Source organism: Brevibacillus sp. NSP2.1 (assembly GCF_000470975.2).
Taxonomy (GTDB): domain Bacteria; phylum Bacillota; class Bacilli; order Brevibacillales; family Brevibacillaceae; genus Brevibacillus; species Brevibacillus agri.
The window spans coordinates 1,203,272-1,222,042 of record NZ_CP048274.1 but is presented as its reverse complement, the minus strand read 5'-3'; the positions used below and the strand labels follow the sequence as shown (position 1 = coordinate 1,222,042).

Here is an 18,771-nt window from a genome sequence, read left to right as displayed (position 1 = left end):
GATGGGGGCTGCGCCTCCACTCTTCGGCCATGTTTTCGCACGCTGCCGCAATCAAACGGCCTTGCCCTGCCCGCAACTGTCCGCCAGAGCAAAAAAAGCTGCCGACAGATCGCGGTTGATCTGCGACAGCTTTTGCTCTTGCTCTAGCCAAACAAATAGTAGCGGGAAAGATCCACGCGGTAGTTTTGGACAATCTCGTCGATTTCCTGTTTGCCCCGCATCAGGATGTCCATGTACTTTGCTTTTTTCTCCTCGCTCATCCGGTAAATCGGGCCGGAGATCGTCAACGAGCCCATCACATGCCCGTCGTAATGGAACAGGGGACAAGCGATGGCCAAAACGTCCGGCGTGTATTCGCCCGTGCTGATCGCCCAGCCGTTTTCGCGAATATGCACAAGCTCCTCGCGCAGTTTGTCCGGATCGGCAATCGTATTTTTCGTGTACTGCCGCAGGCCCTGCAAAATGATTCGCTCGATTTGCTCCTGCGGCAAGTAGGCCATGATCGAGCGATACGAGGCCCCCACGAACAGCGGCGCCCGGCTGCCGACGGACACGGAGTATTTCACGACGTTGTCCGGCTCCAGCGCATCGAGGGTCAGTGCCTCATCTTCGTCCAGGCAAGTCAGGAAAATGGATTCTCCCGACTCTTCCATCATTCGTTGCAAAATAGGCCGAATCAGTCGTGATACATGGAACGACTCTCTCATTGTCAGTCCAAGCTCCCACAAGCGAATGCCTAATGAGTATTTTTTGGTCTTGGGATCTTTTTCCAGAAAGCGATTGGCTTCGAACGTAGACAATACGCGGAATACATTGGCGTGATTCAAACCGACTTCCTTGGCGAGTTCCCTGGCTCCCCACTCCGGTTTTTCTTTCGTGAAAAGCTGTAACAATTTGAGTGATTGATCCAACGTTTTTAACACGACGACTCCCCTTATTCACGATTACTTGTCTCGCAAGCGAAAGCTTTTCATCAGTTTTGCTCGTACAAAAAGTCGATGGCAGCCGCTACGTACACCTTCGCGCAGCGGATGACATCCTCCACCAGCACTTTTTCGTTGAAATTATGGATGCTCGGCAAGTACGCCGGACCGTATTGCAGGACCGGAATGTCGTACGCGCGGAAATGTCGGGCATCGCTGCTCGCCCACTGCTGAACGCCAAAAGCGTGCTCGCCTGTCACGTACGTGATGTTGTCGACAATCGCCCGGCAGACCGGGTCGTCAGGCGAGGTGTAGTTGGCGTGGCTTTGCGTTCCCATCGGCACGATTTCATAGTCGATGTCCAGCTCGTCCAACTGGCTGGTGATGTAGCCCATGACTTCCGCTCGCGTCACGCCGAACGGCAGGCGGCAGTCCACTTCTACCGTGCAAGTGTCCGGCACGACATTCGCTTTTGTCCCGCCCTCAATCGTCCCGATGTTGCAGGAGACGCGCTCCAGCACGTCCTGGTACGGTTCCCGCTCGGTGCCGAGCATGTACTCCTTGGACACCTTCACCAGTTCCTTGACTTCATCCGGAATGACGACGGGATAATCCCAGACGGTACGAATCCGTTCGATTGCGCGAATCGCGTCCATGATCGCGTTTTTTCCGGCAATCGGACCCAGGCTGCCATGTGCCGGCTTGCCTTTGACCGTAAGCTGGAACCAGCAGGAGCCTTTTTGCCCCAAAGTCGGATTGTGCGGCGAGGACGGCTCGGCAATCAGGCAGCCGTCGCCTTCGACCAGCTTGCGCTCCAAAATCCACGGTACGCCCAGCGCGCCGCCTGTCTCCTCATCGGGCACGATCGCCAAAATCAGTTGTCCCGGCAGCTCGATCCCCAGTCGCTGCAAAATCGTCGCGGCAAAAATCAGCCCAGCCAGGCCGCCTTTCATGTCGGAGGCGCCACGGCCCAAAATCCAGCCGTCTTTGACTTCTCCGCTGAACGGGGCAAACTCCCACTTGGAGAGGTCGCCCGCAGGCACCACGTCGGTATGCCCGCAGTAGATCAGCTTTTTGCCGCTCTCCCGATTGCCGATTCGGGAAATGAGGTTGTACATGTTCGGCCCTGCTTCGTGCCAGTCTGTCGCGATGCCAAAACGCTCCAGATATTCGGTAATATAGCGGCTGATCGGGCCAGAGTCGCCCGGCGGGTTTTCGCTCGGGAACTGAATCAGGCGGCAGCACAGCTCGATCAGCTCGTCCTTGTTCTCTTCGACAGCGGCGATGACCTGGTCTTTTAACGCTTTGATCGCAGCGCTCATGATCCGCTCACCTTGCCATCCAATGTGAGCAGATGCTTCATCGAGCCGTACAGCGACGTCAGGCGCGCAAACTCGGCTTCGTCGTAAAACGCGCATTTGCCAACGCCAAACAGCTTGGCTACCTCGATCACGAAGCGCACCACCTGCTCGACGTGCACGAGATGAGTCGCTCCTGTCGCGCAGCCTGCCACTGGCACCTGCGTCGTCAGCGCGATGCCGACAACCGGGCTGTCCGTGACCACGCACGGCTGCATGATGCTGTTGATATGATGCAGATTGTTGCCGTACGGCGTAATGTCCTGCACCGTGATCGGCAGCGTCACGGGCATGTTGCCGGACGTCTGCTTCATCACTTCCAACAGATCGTTGCTGATGCGCAAGATGTACCCTTCCTTGACCGTCGGGGTAATGGCATAGCCTGTATGGTTGAGAATCATGTTTCCTTTTGTCGTGTCGATGGACAAAATCGCGTCCATCTCCGCCGCCACTTCGTTCGCATTCATGATTTGCATGTCGACAGGAGAGTTCATGAACGGCACAGGGTCGTGCGGCAACGTCGGCGCATCCGGGCAAATGTGCGTGGTGAGCAGGATATCGCCCGCCAAAACGTCCCCGCGCTGCTGCATCTCCGCCAGCTTGGCCGCTGCCGCCATGCACGCGAGAGCGCCGTCGCCATCGGATACGAAGCCGATTTGCTCGGGACGCGCACCGATCCCGCCCAGGCGGCCAATGACGCCCAGTGTCGGCGCTGTGCCGCCGCTGCTTTTGCCGTTCTTTCCTTTTATCAATACTTTGACGAAGTCGGTTTTTCCTTTTTGTCCATGGACCGTAGACATTTCTACGTCGCGAAAACCTCTTTGCTCAAAATACCGCTTCAGGTCGTCTCCTGTAACGTAAGCGCTATCCATGAGATCGTACATCTCGATTACATGCTTGAAAGACATAAAGCAAGTCCCCTTTTCATTATGATAGATTTCCTAAAAGATGACAAGAAACCATATGCTGCCCTTCGTACAGCGCGAGGGCAGGCGCTTCTGTCTGGCAGCGGTCGGTCGCATACGGGCAGCGCTTGTGAAAATGGCAGCCGGACGGCGGATTCATCGGGCTTGGCACGTCCCCCGTCAGGATGACCCGCTCCTTTTTCACCAAGGGGCTTTCCTTCGGCACGGCGGACAGCAAGGCGCGCGTGTACGGATGCTGCGCGTTGTGGTAAATCTCCTCGTACGTTCCCATCTCGACCACGCGGCCCAAGTACATGACTGCAATCCGGTCGCTGATGTAGCGCACGACGTTCAGGTCGTGGGAGATGAAAATGTAGGTGAGGTTGAAGCTCGCCTGCAGCTCTTTGAGCAGGTTGATGACCTGCGCCTGAATCGAAACGTCGAGAGCGGAGACGGATTCGTCGCAAATGACGACTTCGGGATTGAGCGCCAGCGCTCTCGCGATGTTGATCCGCTGTCGTTGTCCCCCGGAAAACTCATGCGGATAACGAGTCGCATGGTAGTCAGACAGGCCGACGACGGCGAGCAGCTCCTTCACCTTTTTCACCCGCTCCTGGTGGGTCCCGACCTGGTGGATGACGAGCGGCTCCATGATGAGCTGTTCGACCGTTTTGCGCGGATCGAGCGACGCGTACGGGTTTTGGAAAATCATCTGGATCGACTTGCGCGCCTTTTTCATTTCCTTGTCCGACAGCTTGGCCAAATCCTGGCCGTTTAAGATGACCGAGCCTTCTGTCGGGCGAATCAACTGCATCACCAGCCGGGCCAGCGTCGACTTGCCGCACCCGGATTCGCCGACGATGCCGAGCGTCTCTCCCCGTCTGACCTCGAAGCTGACGTCATCGACCGCCTTGACGACCTTGGAAGACTTGGCGAACAGCGACTGGTCCTTCACGGGAAAATACTTTTTCAACTGGTTGATCTGGATAATCGCCTCACTCATGTGCGGCTCCCCCCTTCCGTTCGAGACGTTCGTCTGCTGTCTGGAAATGGCACGCCACCAAATGGTTCGGGCCTGCTTCTACCAGCGGCGGTCTTTCGCTCAAGCATTTGTCTTTGGCATATGGACAGCGGGGAGCAAAATAGCAGCCCGCGATATCTTCGCGCAGATCAGGAGGATTGCCCGGAATAGATGGCAGCTTGCCTGCGGTGTCTGACTTGATTTGCGAATCGAGCAATCCCCACGTATAAGGATGAAGCGGATTTTGGTACAAATCTTCCACCGTCGCGTATTCCACGGTGTTTCCGGCGTACATGACGAGAACTTTTTGGCAGCTCTCCCACACGACGCCCAGGTCATGCGTAATCATGATGATCGAGGTTTGCAAATCGTCTTGCAGCTTTTTCATCAAATCCAAAATTTGCGCTTGTACCGTCACGTCCAAAGCGGTTGTCGGCTCGTCCGCAATCAACAGCTTCGGATTGCAGGCCAGCGCAATCGCGATCATGACGCGCTGGCGCATCCCTCCGGAAAACTCGTGCGGGTACTGCTCCAGACGCTTTTCCGGCTCCGGGATCCCGACCAGCTTCAGCATCTCGATGGCGCGCTCACGGGCGGCTTTTTTGTCGAGCTGCTGGTGCAGGCGAATCACTTCCATAATCTGATTCCCCACGGTAAAAACCGGGTTGAGGGAGGTCATCGGGTCCTGAAAAATCATCGAAATTTCATTTCCGCGAATCTTCCGCATTTCCGCCTGAGAAAGCTTCGTCAACTCTTTCCCCTCAAACAAAATGCTGCCTCGTTCGATTTTTCCAGGGGGAGACGGAATCAGCCCGAGAATGGCGGTCGAGGTGACGCTCTTGCCTGAGCCTGATTCTCCGACAATCCCGATCGTCTCCCCCTGCTTCAAGTCAAAGCTCACACCGTTTACCGCCTTCACGACCCCGGACGAATAAAAATAAACGGCCAAATCTTGCACGCTGAGTAGTACATCTGACTTTGCCAATTCCTCTTCACCCCAATCTATGTTTCGCTTTCGTCGCTTACACTTTCATTTTCGGGTCGAGCGCATCCCGCAAGCCGTCACCGAACAGGTTGAAGCCGAGTACGGAAAGCAAAATCGCCAGCCCGGAGAAGGTAGCCATGTGCGGGGACAGGACGAGGAAGTCTTTTCCGTCCTTCAGGATGCTGCCCCATGAGGCTGTCGGCGGCTGCACGCCCAGACCGAGGAAGCTCAAGGCCGCTTCGGAAATGATCGCGCCGGCTACGTGCATCGTCGCGTACACAATGATCGGTGCCATACAGTTTGGCAGGATGTGGTGAAAAATGATCCGGGAATCGTTTGCCCCGAGCGATCTCGTGACCTCGATATACTCCTCTTCCTTGACCGCCAGCACCTGGCCGCGGACAATCCGGGCAAAGCCGGGGATGTTGGCGATCCCGATGGCGAGAATGACGTTGAACAGTCCGGCGCCGAGCACGGTCATGAGCGAGATCGACAACAGAATGAACGGAAAGGCGAACAGGCCGTCCATGAGGCGCATGATGAGCGCGTCCCATTTGCCGCCGTAATAGCCGGCGAGCAGCCCGAGCAGCGTGCCGATCATGCCGCCAAGCCCGATGGCAAAAATCCCGACGATCAGCGAAATTCGCGTCCCGTAGACGATCCGGCTGAACAAATCGCGTCCGTAGTTGTCCGTCCCGAGCAAATGGCCGTCGATGCCAGGCTCGGACAGCGAATTTGCCAAATCCATCTCATTCGGACCATGCGTGGCGATCAGCGGCGCAAACAGGGCGAAAATGACCATGATCGCGATGATGACCAGGCCGATCATCGCCAGCTTGTTTTTCAATAGCCGTCTCCAGACACTGTTTTCCTTGCTTTTTTTCTTCGGTGCGAGCGTCGCGGGAGCTGGCGATAGCGGTTGCGCATGGTTGCTCATATCGGATCAGCCCTCCCCTTTGTTCGATAGTTTCACGCGCGGATTGACCACGGTGTACAAAATGTCGACGAGCAAGTTAATCAACACGAAAATGACGGCGATGAACAGCACGGTTCCTTGGACAACGACAAAGTCGCGGTTTTCGATGGCGTCCACCACAAGCCGTCCCATCCCCGGCCAACTGAAGATCGTCTCCGTCAACACCGCGCCGCCGAGCATGGACGATATTTGCATCCCCATCACCGTGAGCAACGGCGTCATCGCGTTTTTCAGAGCGTGCTTCCAGACGACGAAAAATTCGCGCAGCCCTTTGGCACGAGCCGTCTTGATGTAGTCCTGGCGGATCACTTCCAGCATGCTGGAGCGTGTAATCCGGGCAAAAGTCGCCATCGGAATGGTCGACAAGGCGATGCTCGGCAAGATCAGGTGGGTGACGACGCTGCCGAAGCCTTCGGACAAAGAGCCCATTCCCGTTGCCGGCAGCCAGCCGAGATGCACGCTGAAGTACAGGACGAGCATGACCCCGAGCCAGAAAATCGGCATCGACACGCCGACGAGCGAGAGGATCATGACGGTGTAATCCCAGACGGAATACTGCTTGGTCGCAGAAATGATGCCAGCCGGAATCCCGATCAAAAGCGAGAGAGCGAGCGCACAGGCGGAAAGCAAAAGCGTGTTCGGGAAGCGCTCCATAATGAGCGACATCACAGGCTGATTGTAGCCGAGCGAAGTGCCGAGATCGCCCTGCAAAAGACTGCCGAGAAACTCGACGTATTGGAGGTACAATGGCTGGTTTAACCCGAGCGATTCCCGCATTTTGGCGATTTCATCCGGAGAAGCCTGCGGCCCGAGCAGTACCGCCGCCGGATCGCCGGGAATCAGCCGCGTGATGATGAAAACGGTCGTGGCTACAACAAACAGCGTCGGGATCAAGTCGACTAACCGTCTGAAAATCAGTTTGAGCAATCCATTCTCCTCCTTTCAACCACTCTTGCTTGATGAATCATGTCCGAAGAGAGGACCAGGCGGCCTCTCTTCGGACGGGAAAAGCTTGCCTGCTGTTTACTTGTTCAGCCAGACGTTCGTTTCGTCGTTCACCAGGAAGATCGAGCCGTCCGCGCGCACCTGGTAGTCTTGCACGTATTTTTTCATGCCCGTTGCCACGTCAAGCAGCCCCAGCTCCACATGCACGCTGTCGTCGTTGATGAGCTTCATGGCCTGGCTGTACAGCTCTTTGCGCTTCGCTTCGTCTGTCGTTTCCGCTGTCGCGCGCTCCAGGAGCTTGTCTACTTCCGGGTTGCTGTAAGCGTAGCCGTTTCCGAGAGAGCCGATTTGCTTGCTGTGGAACATTTGGTAGAGGAAGAAGTCAGGGTCTGGGTACCAGGACCAGCCCATGATGTAGAGCGGCGCTTTTCCTTTGGCGACGATGTCGCTGAACGTTCCCCACTCTACTGTCTTGATTTCCGCGTCAATGTTCAGGTTGTCTTTCAACTGCTGAGCCGCGATAGTCGCCTGCGGCACGCGGGAAGCGATTACATACAGCTCGGTTTTGAAGCCGTCCGGATAGCCTGCCTCTGCCAGAAGCTGTTTTGCTTTTTGCGGGTCAAAGGCAGGTACGGCTGCTTCGAGCGACGCGTCATAGCCCCACGATGCTTTCGGCAGCGGCAGAAACGACTTCTCCGCTCCACCCCACTTGAACACGCCTTTTACCAGCCCTTCCACATCAACCGCCATGCGGATGGCTTCCCGAACCTTTTTGTCTTTGGTCGGACCTTCGATCTGGTTCAGGCCCATGTACTCGATGGACAGGCCCGGCTTGGTCTGCAAGTTCAGGTTTGGATCCTTCTCGATGATCGCGCGGTTTTGGCCTTTTACATCCGTCACCATGTCGATGTCGCCGGAACGCAGGGCGTTGGTCATCATGTTTGCATCTGTAATGAATTTGAACTCTACGCCGTCCAGATGCGGTTTTGGTCCCCAATATTTATCAGAACGCTTCAAATTTACAGAATCATCTTGATTGAACTTGTCGATCATGAACGGCCCGGTGCCAACGAGATGCGTGCCGAACTGATCTTTCCAGCCTTCTACTTCTTCACGCGGCACGATGATGTTGCCGCCATCGGTCAGCATCGCCAGCAAGGCTGCGTTTGGCGCATCGAGGTGAATCGCGACCTCGTTTTCGCTGATGACTTCGACTTTTTCCACGCCGCGCAGACGCTTGAGCGCGGATTGCTTCGCGGAGCGCTCCAGGCTGTACTTCACGTCTTCCGCTGTCATTTTGCGCCCGTCCTGGTATTTGCCAGGCTGGAAGTACACGTTGTCACGCAGCTTGAACGTGTACACCTTCATGTCATCGGACACTTTCCACTCCGTAGCCAGGCTTGGCTCGATTTTGGACAGGTCGCTCGTGTAGCGGACGAGCGTGTCGCCAATGCTGCGGATGATGTTCGATTCATAAGCTCCGGTGTACGCAATCGGGTCCAGCGTTTTTGCTGTAGACGACAAACCGATTTTCAGCACGCCGCCGTCTTTCGGCTGCCCGGCAGCCGCCTGCTGCTCACCGCCCTTTGACTCTTGGGCAGGTGCACTGCCTTGTCCCCCACATGCAGCGAGTGCCAACATTGACACGACCATGACAGAAGAAAACAACGCTTTGGCTTTGCTAATTTTCCTCACTACGATTCCCCCAGTTAATGTTTTTGTATCAAATAACGAAACACATATTCACTATGTGTTACGTTTTGGATTATAGCAAATGGCTTTTTTAGTGTAAATAGTCGAAAAACAAAAAAAGTTAAGACTTGATTCACAGCGTTCGCTTTCAGTACAATCTCTTCAAGATTCGCACCTACTAAAAAATCAGGAGTGTCTAACCGATGAACCAACTTGTGGAAATTAGCCGCAATTTGCTGGCAACTTGTTTAGGGGTAAAAGAAACAGAAGAGCTGGTCATTGTCACCGATGAAGACAAGCGCCCTTTGGCGGAAGCCCTCTACGCAGCGGGAAAGCTGCTCGGAGCCGAAACGATGCTGCTCGTCATGCAGGAGCGTGAAAAATCAGGCCAGGAGCCGCCGCAGACGATTGCAGAAGCGATGAAGCAAGCAGACGTCGCCGTGTGCATCACGAAGTATTCGCTGACGCATACGCAGGCGCGCAAAAATGCCGCCGCCAACGGGACACGCGTCGCGACCATGCCCGGCATTACCGAAGATATGTTCACCGCTGGCGCCATTTCCGCCGACTACCAGGAGGTCAAGCGGCTGACGGAAACCGTCACGGACATCCTGACCAAAGGCAAACAGGTACGGATCGAAAAGGGCGGGTACACGCTCGAATTTTCCATCGAGACGAGAAACGGCGTTCCCAGCACTGGGATGTATTTGGAAGCGGGCCAGTCGGGCAACCTGCCGTCGGGCGAGGCGTACATCGCCCCCGTGGAAGGTTCGGCGAACGGCCAGATTTTGGTCGACGGCTCCATCGGCGGAATCGGCAAAATTGACGCGCCGTTGCTGCTCACCGTCAAGGACGGGAGACTCGTCGACGCAGAGGGGCCGATGGCTGCCCGCCTGCTCTCCACGCTCGGGGATGGCGACGGACGGATGCTTGCAGAATTTGGGATCGGAACCAATCACAAGGCGAGAATTATCGGAGTTGTACTGGAAGATGAAAAAGCGTTCGGGACGATCCACGTTGCGTTTGGCAGCAACGCTACTTTTGGGGGAACGATTCAGGCGGGCGTGCACATTGATTTAATCGTAAACGAACCGGATGTGTACATCGACGGAGTGCCCTTGCAGGAAAAAGGACGCTTTCTGTTTGCGGCACAATAGCGAGCGACAGGCGTGAAAACGAAAAAGCAGAAGCGAATACACTCGCTCCTGCTTTTATTCATGCCCCAGGCCCGCGCCAAAACAGCGGACTGTGGACAGGGGACAGTGGGCACCAAGCCACCCGGGCGCTGCGCTCTTGCTCTTGCTCTTACTGTTGCTCTTACTGTTGCTCTTGCTTTTGCTTTTGCCTTGCGCTAATTCGCTGCCGAGAGCTTTTCCACCAGCCGCTCGAGCAGTTCTTGCCCGTCGCTGCCCACGATATTTTTGCCGTTGTACAGCGCAAACGGCTTTTCCAGACATTGGCCGCAATAGTTGACACACCGCTCGTCGATCAACTGCACATCGGGAAATTTCCTGACCTCGTTTCTCACCCACTCCAGACTGCCTTGGAGATTGCACGGGCAAAATTTGATTGTATGCACCATCGTCTTCCCCCATCAATAAATGGCATTGCGCTTCTACCCAAATTTTACAGTCAATTCAGAATTAACAGCAAGAACACGCATAAAACCGCAAACGCTTTAAAGCGGCGAGGAAGCCGAAAAGGCCGGGCAGGCTGCCAGAACTTGGGCGTCTGGAACCGCTCGGCCTTTTTTGGTTATAGTCGCGTGCGTACAGCTCAAGCAGCCCTTTACGCCTCTTGCAGCAAAAACTGTTTGCCGTACTCGCCGTGATCGAGAATCATCGGATGCTCAATCTGGATCGTCGAATGCTCGATGCCGTACTTCGTTTTCAGCAGATGATTGATACCGAGGATCACACAGTACGGCTGAATATCCTCGCGCACAAACACGTGTGCCGTCAGCGAGTAGTGCTCTGTCGATACCGCCCACAGGTGCAGCTCGTGCACGTCATAGACGCCTTCCACACTGGCGAGGTCTGCCCGGATTTGGTCGAGATCAAACTGCTCCGGCACGGATTCCATCAGGACGGCCAGCGATTCGCGGATGATTTTGAAGCCGCCCATAAAGATGATTCCTCCGATCACCATGCTAATCAGCGGGTCGAAGAGGTAGTAGCCTGTGAAGTAAATGAGAATGGCAGAAGCGATGACGCCCACAGAGCTGAGCAGGTCGCCGATGAAGTGCCACAGGGCGCTTTTCACATTCAGGTTGTCTTCTTCCTTGGTGCTTCTGGACAGCACGATCGTCAGCACGATGTTCACGATCAGCCCGATGGACGCGATCGTCAGCATCAGTTGCAAGTCGACGTCTTGCGGGTGAATCATCCGGTTAATCCCTTCAATCGCGATGCCGATTGCAATTACGGCAAGCGCCAGGCCGTTCAAAAACGAAGCGATGATTTCAAAGCGCAAAAAGCCAAACGTGTACTTTTTGGTCGGCTTGCGCGTCGCCATGTAAATCGCGGTCATGCTCAAACCGAGCGCGATGACGTCCGAGATCATGTGCGCCGAGTCGGACAGAAGCGCCAGCGAGTTGGACAACAGGCCGCCGACGATTTCCACGATAGTAAAAAACAAAGTCAGGATCAGTGTAATCCACAACGTTTTCTTCGATTTTTGCTGTTCCTTCACGTGATCGAGATGATGATAATCAGCGTACTTCACGTGTTTCATAAGAGCCACCCCCACTATCAAAATAGAAAAATTACAATCTAATAATTAATTTAATTATAGGGTGTTTTTGCCACTTATTCAAATGAACATTTTATGGATCATACTACTGATTTTCATTCCCAGCCCAGTCGTTTCTCACGGAGAGACGCGGGGAAAACGCGGTTTCGTTCAGCATTTTGGCCCGGCTCCTGTTGCCAACGCAAAGCAAACAGCCTTCTCCCCCTCTGGAAAAGGCTGTTTGCTTTGCGCGATTTACTGGCAGCCTGTTTTGACACACCTCAAGCTACGAGACATACCCCTCGACAATGCGCCGAATATTCCCTTTGTGCTGCTCCAGCAACCGAAGCGACTCGGCCTGCGACAGCGCCGTTTTTTTCATCACAATCGCAAGCCTGGCGTCGCCTTGCGCCCTGTTCAACAGCTCATCGGCTTCCTCCAGCGAGACGTCGGCCGCTTCCGCGACAATCTGCTTGGCCCGCTCCTTCAGCTTTTCGTTCGTCACCTGCACGTTGACCATCAAATTTTTGTACACCTTGCCCAAGCGAACCATGCATGCGGTCGTAATCATGTTGAGCACCATCTTCTGCGCCGTCGCCGCTTTCAGCCGGGTCGAGCCTGTGACGACTTCCGGGCCGACCACGACGTTGATGGAGACGTCCACGCCTTCATTGATCTCAGCCGTCGGATTGCACGACAGCGACACAATTTTCGCCTTGAGCCGACTCGCCTCTGCCAGTGCGCCTTTTACATAAGGCGTGCGCCCGCTCGCCGCAATTCCCACTACAGCGTCACCGTCCCTGACTCCGTGCGCCAAGACATCCTCCTGGCCCAAATGCGCGAGGTCTTCCGCTCCTTCAATCGCTTTGACGAGCGCTTCCACTCCCCCGGCGATCACGCCTTGCACGAGGGAAGGGTCTGTGCCAAAGGTCGGCGGGCACTCCGCCGCATCCAGCAGTCCTAAGCGGCCGCTGGTGCCTGCGCCAAAATAAAACAGCCTGCCGCCGTTTTGCAAGCATTCGGCAATCATGTCCACCGCCCGGGCAATCGCGGGCAGCTCCTTTTCCACGCAATAGGCGACTTTTTTGTCCTCCTCGTTCATGAGCCTGATGATGTCGAGTGTCGAGAGCAAGTCCAGGTCTTCCGATTGCTTGTTTTTCGTCTCGGTCGTCAAACCGCTCAGTTGATTTCTCATCCGCTACCTCCCCGTCAGTCTCCAGTTCGTCCGTTTTCTTCATCAAAAGTGCCCCTGTTGCTTCCACATACTGACAGGCAAGCGACCGACTGCCTTTTGCTTGCCGAACAAAACGTCCGCAACGACTCCCAGCGCCCGTTCACTCTGGTCGTACACCGCAAGAAAAGCGTCCACCTCCGGAAAAGCGGTCAGGTCGTACGGGTTTCTGAGCGCCACTGCCACCACCTTTTTGCCTCGCGTGGACAGTTGCTGCACCAGTTGCGCCTGACCGCTGTAAAGATGGGCGTTGTACGTAAAAACGATCACCGTATCGCAGGGCGCCACGGCAGCGACAGCCTGCTCGATCTCCGCCTGCGCAGGTTGGAGTGCGGACAGAAAGTGGGCATGCACCTGTCTGTGCGCTTGCAGCGGCGCTACCAAAAGCTCCGCGCCCGCCTGCTGATCCTCTGCCTGCGTCAACCGGCCCACTCCCGGCAAAATCACGCCAAGCGCCCCCGCCTGCTCCGGCAAAGGGACAAGCCCCTGGTCGTTTTTCACCAAGGTCACAGCCTGCGCGAGCGCTTCTTTGGCCAGCCGCTCGTGAGCCGTCCGGTCAAAACCGGGACCTGTCGCCGCCAGACACTGCTCCCAGGAAAGATAGCGCTGCTTCAGTCCCGTGATGCGCTCGACAGCCTCCTGCACCCGGGAGTCGGGAATTTCACCGCTGCGGATCGCTTCGGCCAGACGATCATACGTCTTTTGCTGCACCTCGGGCGTATGCGAGACGAGCACCATGTCCACGCCCGCCTGTATCGCCTGCACCGCTGCTTCCGGCACGCCTGTGGAGTTGGCGATCGCGGCCATTTCCAGACAATCGGTAATCGCAACGCCCTGAAAGCCGAGCTGCCCGCGCAAAACGTCCGTCACCAGCCGCCGCGAGATCGAGGCAGGCGCACCGCTTTCGTCGACGGTCGGCAGGCTGACATGTCCGATCATCACCATCGGGGCTTTTGCCGCGATACAGCGGCGAAACGGAACCAGCTCCACCTGCGAGAGCCGCTGCCAGTCGTGCCGCAGCACCGGAATCGCTTCGTGCGAGTCTGTGCTCGTGTCGCCGTGGCCGGGAAAATGCTTGATCGCAGCAACGACGCCGCTTGCAAGCAGCCCTTGCACGGCGCTCTCGCCAAAACGCCCGACCGCTTCCGGCTCCGCGCCGAACGAGCGCACTCCGATCACCGGATTGGCCGGATTGTTGTTCACGTCGACGACAGGGGCAAAATTAACGGTAATGCCCGCGGCCCGCAGTTCCTCTCCAGTCGCCGCATAAACCCGTCCGGCCCACTCCGGGCTTCCCGTCGCACCGAGCGCCATCGCTCCGGGAAACCGGGTAGCACCGCGCATTAGCCTCGCCACGACGCCGTTTTCCTGATCGGTTCCGACCAACAGCGGATGCGGCTGTCCGGCTTCCTTCGCCCAGCGTTGCAACGTGCGCACGCGCCGAAACGTCTCTGCGACTGAACCGATGTTGCGGCTGAACAAAATCACGTTGCCAATCTGCCGCTCGCGAATCCACGTCTCCATCTCACCGGGTACTTCCAGCGTCGGGTAACCGATCATGAGCAGTTGCCCGACTTTTTGCTCCACACTCATCTGCTTTGCACGCATGGAGAACCTCCTTTTTTTCGCACGCTCGCAGCCGCGAATGACGCGAATGATTAGACAAGCTCCTTGCTGTACTTGGCGTACTGCTTCCAGCTTGAGTAGCCGAGCTTGGCGTAAAAGTCGACGAGCGCCGTCCAGTCAATCGCGATCTGCTGAATCCCGCGCTGCCGCAGCATGGCAATCCCCGCCTGCACGAGCGCCAATCCCAGGCCGCTTCCCCTGTGCGCCGGGTCGATGCCAAGCGGTCCGATCCCGCCCAGCTCCCGCGCAAAAAGCGGTGCCCAGTAGACGTTTTGCGCAATAAACGGCGACTTCGCGTCATTGATCCGGCAAAAGCCGACGATTTCCCCCTGCCGCTCCAACACGACGAACTCGCGCCCAGTCCCGCCGCGCTGAAAATAGTGAATCGCCTCGTACTCCCAGCGCCCGGGAAAGCAGCGATGCAAAAAGGACAAGAACGCGTCTTTGTCGTCCGCCGCAAGCAAGCGGAAGCGCCCGTCCGCGACTTGCGGCAATGGAACGGATTTCTGATCGTCCTGATCGGAATAGCGGCAAAGCAAATCGTTTTCCAACGGCTCCAACAAGCGGTACCCACGCGCGGCAAACCAGGCTGAAACCTCTGGCGACTCAACGGGAATCCCCGGGAAATAATGATACGGGTCGCGGCCGAGCCATATTTTTTGCACGCCGCGCTGCCGCAAAGCCCGCTCTGCTCGCGCCAGCAGCTCGCTTCCGATTCCTTGGCCGCGATCGTTGCGGTCCACGAGCAACGCCTGAATCCAGCCGACGCCTTTTCCCAGTTGCACATCGAGCTGTTCCTGCCAGCATTTTGCCACGACAAATCCTACGGGACGCCGCGCAACCGCATCCATGGCAATCCAGGAGCCTGCCTGCAGCACATTGCGATCTTCCAGGCTGTTCTGGCGGAGCAGCTCGGGACGCATCGGGAAGCGCTCTCCCAGCTCCCGGTTCCACAGCTCGCACAGCGCATCCAGGTACAGCGCGTCCAATGGTACGTAAAACATGCGTTCATCCGCCTCCTAATGCCCTACTTCAACCCGGAAGTTTTGGAGCCTTCGACAAAGTATTTTTCCGCAAACAAAAACACGAGCAAAATCGGAATTAGGCTGATTAACGCCCCCGCCACCAGCAGTTGGTCGTCGGTCTTGTACTGTCCGCGCAGCGACAAAATCCCGATCGGCAGCGTAAAATGCTCCTCGGAGATGAGATAGATGACAGGCGCGAGAATTTCGTTCCATTTGCCCATAAACGTAAAAACCGCGAGTGTCGCGAGCGCCGGCTTGCACATCGGCAAAAACACGCGCCAGTATATTTGGAACGGATTGCAGCCGTCCAGCTTGGCCGCTTCCTCATAATCCTTAGGGATGCTCAGGAAAGCCTGCCTCATCAGAAAAATGGCAAACGGCTGGCCCAGCCACTCCAAAATCCACAGCGGCGTCAGCGAGTCGAGCATCCCTAAGTTTTTGAAAATGATAAACTGCGGGATGATCGTCACGATTCCGGGAATCATCATCGTCCCGAGCACGATCATGAACAGCGTATCGCGAAACGGAAAGCGCAGCCGGGCAAAGGCAAAGGCGATCATCGAGCTGGAGAGTAGCGTGCCGACTACGGACAGTACCGCGACGATCACGCTGTTGACCGTGTAGCTGCTGAAGTTCGCCTGCTCCCACACTTGCGGGTAGTTGCTCCACTTCACAGGATCGGGCACCCATTCCGGCGGAAATTGCATGTACTGCTTGTACGTTTTCAACGAGTTGAACACCGTCGTCAAAAACGGCACGACCATAATCAAGGTGCTGACGAGAACAAACAAGTATCCCAGAACTTTATGGAGAGGAAAACGCTTTTGCATGGCTACCTCCTTTTCCTCCGCGCACGCCATCGTAAATTAATCATAGTGAACCCATTTCTTTTGCAGCTTGAATTGCAGCAAAGTAATCGCCAGCAAAATGAGGAACAGCACCCAGGCGATCGCAGAGGCGTAGCCCATCTTGTAAAAGCTGAAGCCTTGCCGGAACATGAGCAGCATCAGGACGAGACTCGCGTTGTTCGCGCCGCCCGTCGACCCGGCCTCGGTGGAGCCGCCCGTCATGACGAAAATTTGCTCGAAATTTTGAAACGAGTAGATCGTGTTCAAAATGATGACGAGAAACGTCGTGCCGGAAATCATCGGAACGGTGACCTGCCAAAATTTTTGCCAGGCGTTCGCGCCGTCAATCGACGCTGCCTCGTACATGTCATGGGAAATCCCTTGCAGCCCGGCCAAAAAAATAATCATCATGTAGCCAACCGACTTCCAGATCGCGATGAGCACGAGCACCGGGATGACCCACACTTCGTCAATCAGCCAGTTTTGCGGCGCGATGCCGAATTTGGCGAGGATGGCATTGGCAAAGCCGATCCGCTGGTTGAACACCGCATCCGCCACATACGCGATCACCGTCCACGACGAGATCACGGGCAAAAAGTGCGCCATCCGAAACAGCTTCAGCCCTTTCAGCTTCTGGTTCAGCGCGACTGCCAGCAAAAGCGCCAGAAACGTCTTGGCCGGAACGTACAACAGCGTGAAGTAGACCGTGTTCCACAGCGCCTGGTAAAACAGCGGGTCGGCGAACAGCTTTTCGTAGTTATCCAGCCCGGTCCACTTCGGCGGATTCAAAATATCGTAGTCGGAAAAGCTGAAGTAGAGCGAGGCAAGCGAAGTCCCCAGGACAAACACGAGAAAGTGGACCAGGTAGGGGGAGACGAGCAGCAGCCCCCATCTCCCCTCGCTGTCCAGCCAGTTTCGTTTCTGCTTCGTTTTCACATCAGGCTGTGCCTGTAGCTTGTTTGGTAGCTCCAACATCGTTGGCTACACTTCCTCCCTGATGGTTTGCTACTGCTTCTTGAAAAACTCATCCAGAACTTTTTGCACGCCCTCGTCTGTCTTGGTGATGTAGTCGTCCACGCTCATCTTGTCCATAAACAGCTCAGCCAGATTGTCCGTGACGACCTTCAACCATTCCGCGAAAACGGCGTTAGTGTCGATCGTGCCCGCGAACTCCAGGCTGTCGAGGAAAACTTGCTTGTTGTCCGGCTTGATGCTCGGGTTCAGAAACATCTCGGAGTTCGCCACCGATTTTTTCACCGGAATCGCTTCCCCTACCTCTGCCCATTCTTTTTGCGCCTCGTCCGACGTCGTCCAGTACGTGATCCATTCCTCGGCCGCTTTTACTTTTTGCTCCTCGGCTTTCTTGTTGATGACCCACGAGTTGGCGATGACTGGCGCGAACCGTTTGCCATCCGGACCTTTGGGCAGCGGCGCCACATCGTAGTTCAAGCCGGCTCCGTTCATCGAGGTCGTAGCCGCGTAAATGTCGATCTGCATTGCGGTCGCTCCGCTCAAAAACACTTTGAAGTTGCTCTGGAACGCCTTCAATTCGGCCGGGTTCGGGAACAGCTTGCGCTTCATGCCGTCCGCCATCCACTCCACCGCTTTTTTGTTTTCCGGAGAATTGACGATCGACTGTGTCATCGTCGGATCGAGCACGCCGCCGCCGTACGCTTTCATGATGTTAAACGCCCCGCGGGAGCTGCCGAAAAACGTAAAGCCGTACTGCTTCACCGCATTTTTGTCAAAGGCGGGGTCGTCCGCATTTTTCCCGTTAGCATCGAGCGTCAGCTTGGCGGCCGCCGCCTTCAGGTCATCCCACGTCCAGTCTGCCGTCGGATACGCGACTCCGGCCTGGTCAAACAAATCCTTGTTGTAGAAAAGCGCCCCTACCTGAATGCCCTGCGGCACGCCCCAGTATTTCCCCGAGGCGTCCTTGTTGAACTCCACGCCGAGCACCTCGTCCTTGTTGACTTCCTTCGTGACGTAATCGGTTATATCGCGAATCGCCCCGCGCTGCGCAAAGCCGAATACTTTCGTCCCGTCGCTTTGCCAGATGTCTGGCGCGTTTCCTGCGGCAATCTGCGTCGTCAGCTTCTGGTAAAAGTCCTCGTAAGGAGCCGTCACGGTCTTGATTTTGATATGCGGGTGCGACTGTTCGAATTTTGCGATAATTTCCTCCATCTTTTTCTTCGTAGGCGGATCAGAGGTGTAACCCATGTACAATTCCACCTGGTCCCCCTGCTGCGTCGAAGATTGGCTGCTACATCCGCCGACGAGCAACGCCGCTGCCAGACTGGCGATTCCTGCTGCTGCTAGAAACCTGCTTTTTTTCATGGAAAACCTCCCATTTTCGAAAAGATGCATACTTGTACAAAAAATGATTGCTCTGCCCTGCTCTTACGCGCTGCAGCGGATCGAGCCAGGCTTCGTATTGGCGTCTCGATCCGTCCGCCAGTTGCTACAGTTGCTGGTTAGCGACTCGCCCGTGGACAGCCAATCGCCC

The 18,771-nt window shown here is 56.0% G+C and carries 17 protein-coding genes; 1 reads left to right on the top strand and 16 read right to left on the bottom strand.

Translation table 11 applies throughout. The features are described 5' to 3' along the window. Nucleotides 1-143: 143 nt before the first annotated feature. The 8 genes from M655_RS05990 to M655_RS05955 form a co-directional block, all read right to left on the bottom strand. On the bottom strand, nucleotides 144-923 hold the full coding sequence (locus M655_RS05990; protein ID WP_005832591.1) for an IclR family transcriptional regulator: 780 nt from the start codon (nucleotides 921-923) through the stop codon (nucleotides 144-146). 50 nt (nucleotides 924-973) lie between these two features. Then, nucleotides 974-2,245, bottom strand: a complete 1,272-nt coding sequence (locus M655_RS05985; RefSeq protein ID WP_005832594.1) for a M20 family metallopeptidase — start codon at nucleotides 2,243-2,245, stop codon at nucleotides 974-976. After that, nucleotides 2,242-3,189 carry a DUF1177 domain-containing protein gene (locus tag M655_RS05980; protein WP_005832596.1) on the bottom strand — a complete coding sequence of 316 codons (948 nt, stop codon included), beginning with the start codon at nucleotides 3,187-3,189 and terminating at the stop codon, nucleotides 2,242-2,244. Before M655_RS05980 ends, M655_RS05985 begins: the two co-directional genes overlap by 4 nt. 19 nt (nucleotides 3,190-3,208) lie before the next feature. Then, nucleotides 3,209-4,189 (bottom strand): ABC transporter ATP-binding protein, encoded by a 981-nt coding sequence (locus M655_RS05975; RefSeq protein ID WP_005832598.1) that lies wholly within the window; start codon nucleotides 4,187-4,189, stop codon nucleotides 3,209-3,211. Continuing rightward, on the bottom strand, nucleotides 4,182-5,192 hold the full coding sequence (locus M655_RS05970; RefSeq protein WP_026558134.1) for an ABC transporter ATP-binding protein: 1,011 nt from the start codon (nucleotides 5,190-5,192) through the stop codon (nucleotides 4,182-4,184). Before M655_RS05970 ends, M655_RS05975 begins: the two co-directional genes overlap by 8 nt. Before the next feature lie 37 nt (nucleotides 5,193-5,229). Continuing rightward, a complete protein-coding gene (locus M655_RS05965) occupies nucleotides 5,230-6,129 on the bottom strand; it encodes an ABC transporter permease (RefSeq protein ID WP_007784508.1) in 900 nt (299 codons plus the stop codon). Between the two features lie 6 nt (nucleotides 6,130-6,135). Next, the gene (locus tag M655_RS05960; protein ID WP_007784510.1) at nucleotides 6,136-7,095 is read right to left on the bottom strand and encodes an ABC transporter permease; all 960 of its coding nucleotides are present in this window, start codon (nucleotides 7,093-7,095) and stop codon (nucleotides 6,136-6,138) included. Nucleotides 7,096-7,191: 96 nt separating this feature from the next. Further along, nucleotides 7,192-8,808: an ABC transporter substrate-binding protein gene (locus M655_RS05955; RefSeq protein ID WP_007784512.1), complete on the bottom strand. Its 1,617-nt coding sequence runs from the start codon at nucleotides 8,806-8,808 to the stop codon at nucleotides 7,192-7,194. A 200-nt stretch (nucleotides 8,809-9,008) separates the two neighbouring features. Between M655_RS05955 and M655_RS05950 the strand changes: the two genes are divergently transcribed. Beyond that, nucleotides 9,009-9,962, top strand: a complete 954-nt coding sequence (locus M655_RS05950) for an aminopeptidase (RefSeq protein ID WP_005832608.1) — start codon at nucleotides 9,009-9,011, stop codon at nucleotides 9,960-9,962. A gap of 194 nt (nucleotides 9,963-10,156) precedes the next feature. On the opposite strand, the gene M655_RS05945 is transcribed toward M655_RS05950, so the two are convergent. From M655_RS05945 to M655_RS05910, 8 genes are all read right to left on the bottom strand, one after another. Next, nucleotides 10,157-10,387, bottom strand: coding sequence for a DUF1450 domain-containing protein (locus M655_RS05945; RefSeq protein ID WP_005832609.1), 231 nt, complete (start codon nucleotides 10,385-10,387; stop codon nucleotides 10,157-10,159). Nucleotides 10,388-10,593: 206 nt separating this feature from the next. Then, complete coding sequence (locus tag M655_RS05940; RefSeq protein WP_025849111.1) at nucleotides 10,594-11,529, bottom strand: cation diffusion facilitator family transporter; 936 nt, start codon at nucleotides 11,527-11,529, stop codon at nucleotides 10,594-10,596. 292 nt (nucleotides 11,530-11,821) lie between these two features. Further along, nucleotides 11,822-12,730, bottom strand: coding sequence for an N-acetylmuramic acid 6-phosphate etherase (gene murQ, locus M655_RS05935; protein WP_026558133.1), 909 nt, complete (start codon nucleotides 12,728-12,730; stop codon nucleotides 11,822-11,824). Between the two features lie 42 nt (nucleotides 12,731-12,772). Beyond that, complete coding sequence (locus M655_RS05930) at nucleotides 12,773-14,374, bottom strand: glycoside hydrolase family 3 protein (RefSeq protein ID WP_026558132.1); 1,602 nt, start codon at nucleotides 14,372-14,374, stop codon at nucleotides 12,773-12,775. Nucleotides 14,375-14,424: 50 nt separating this feature from the next. Beyond that, on the bottom strand, nucleotides 14,425-15,396 hold the full coding sequence (locus M655_RS05925; protein ID WP_026558131.1) for a GNAT family N-acetyltransferase: 972 nt from the start codon (nucleotides 15,394-15,396) through the stop codon (nucleotides 14,425-14,427). A gap of 23 nt (nucleotides 15,397-15,419) precedes the next feature. After that, on the bottom strand, nucleotides 15,420-16,247 hold the full coding sequence (locus M655_RS05920) for a carbohydrate ABC transporter permease (RefSeq protein ID WP_005832618.1): 828 nt from the start codon (nucleotides 16,245-16,247) through the stop codon (nucleotides 15,420-15,422). A gap of 36 nt (nucleotides 16,248-16,283) precedes the next feature. Beyond that, nucleotides 16,284-17,240 carry a carbohydrate ABC transporter permease gene (locus M655_RS05915; protein ID WP_005832620.1) on the bottom strand — a complete coding sequence of 319 codons (957 nt, stop codon included), beginning with the start codon at nucleotides 17,238-17,240 and terminating at the stop codon, nucleotides 16,284-16,286. A 30-nt stretch (nucleotides 17,241-17,270) separates the two neighbouring features. Next, nucleotides 17,271-18,602 (bottom strand): ABC transporter substrate-binding protein, encoded by a 1,332-nt coding sequence (locus M655_RS05910; RefSeq protein ID WP_005832621.1) that lies wholly within the window; start codon nucleotides 18,600-18,602, stop codon nucleotides 17,271-17,273. Nucleotides 18,603-18,771 lie beyond the last annotated feature (169 nt).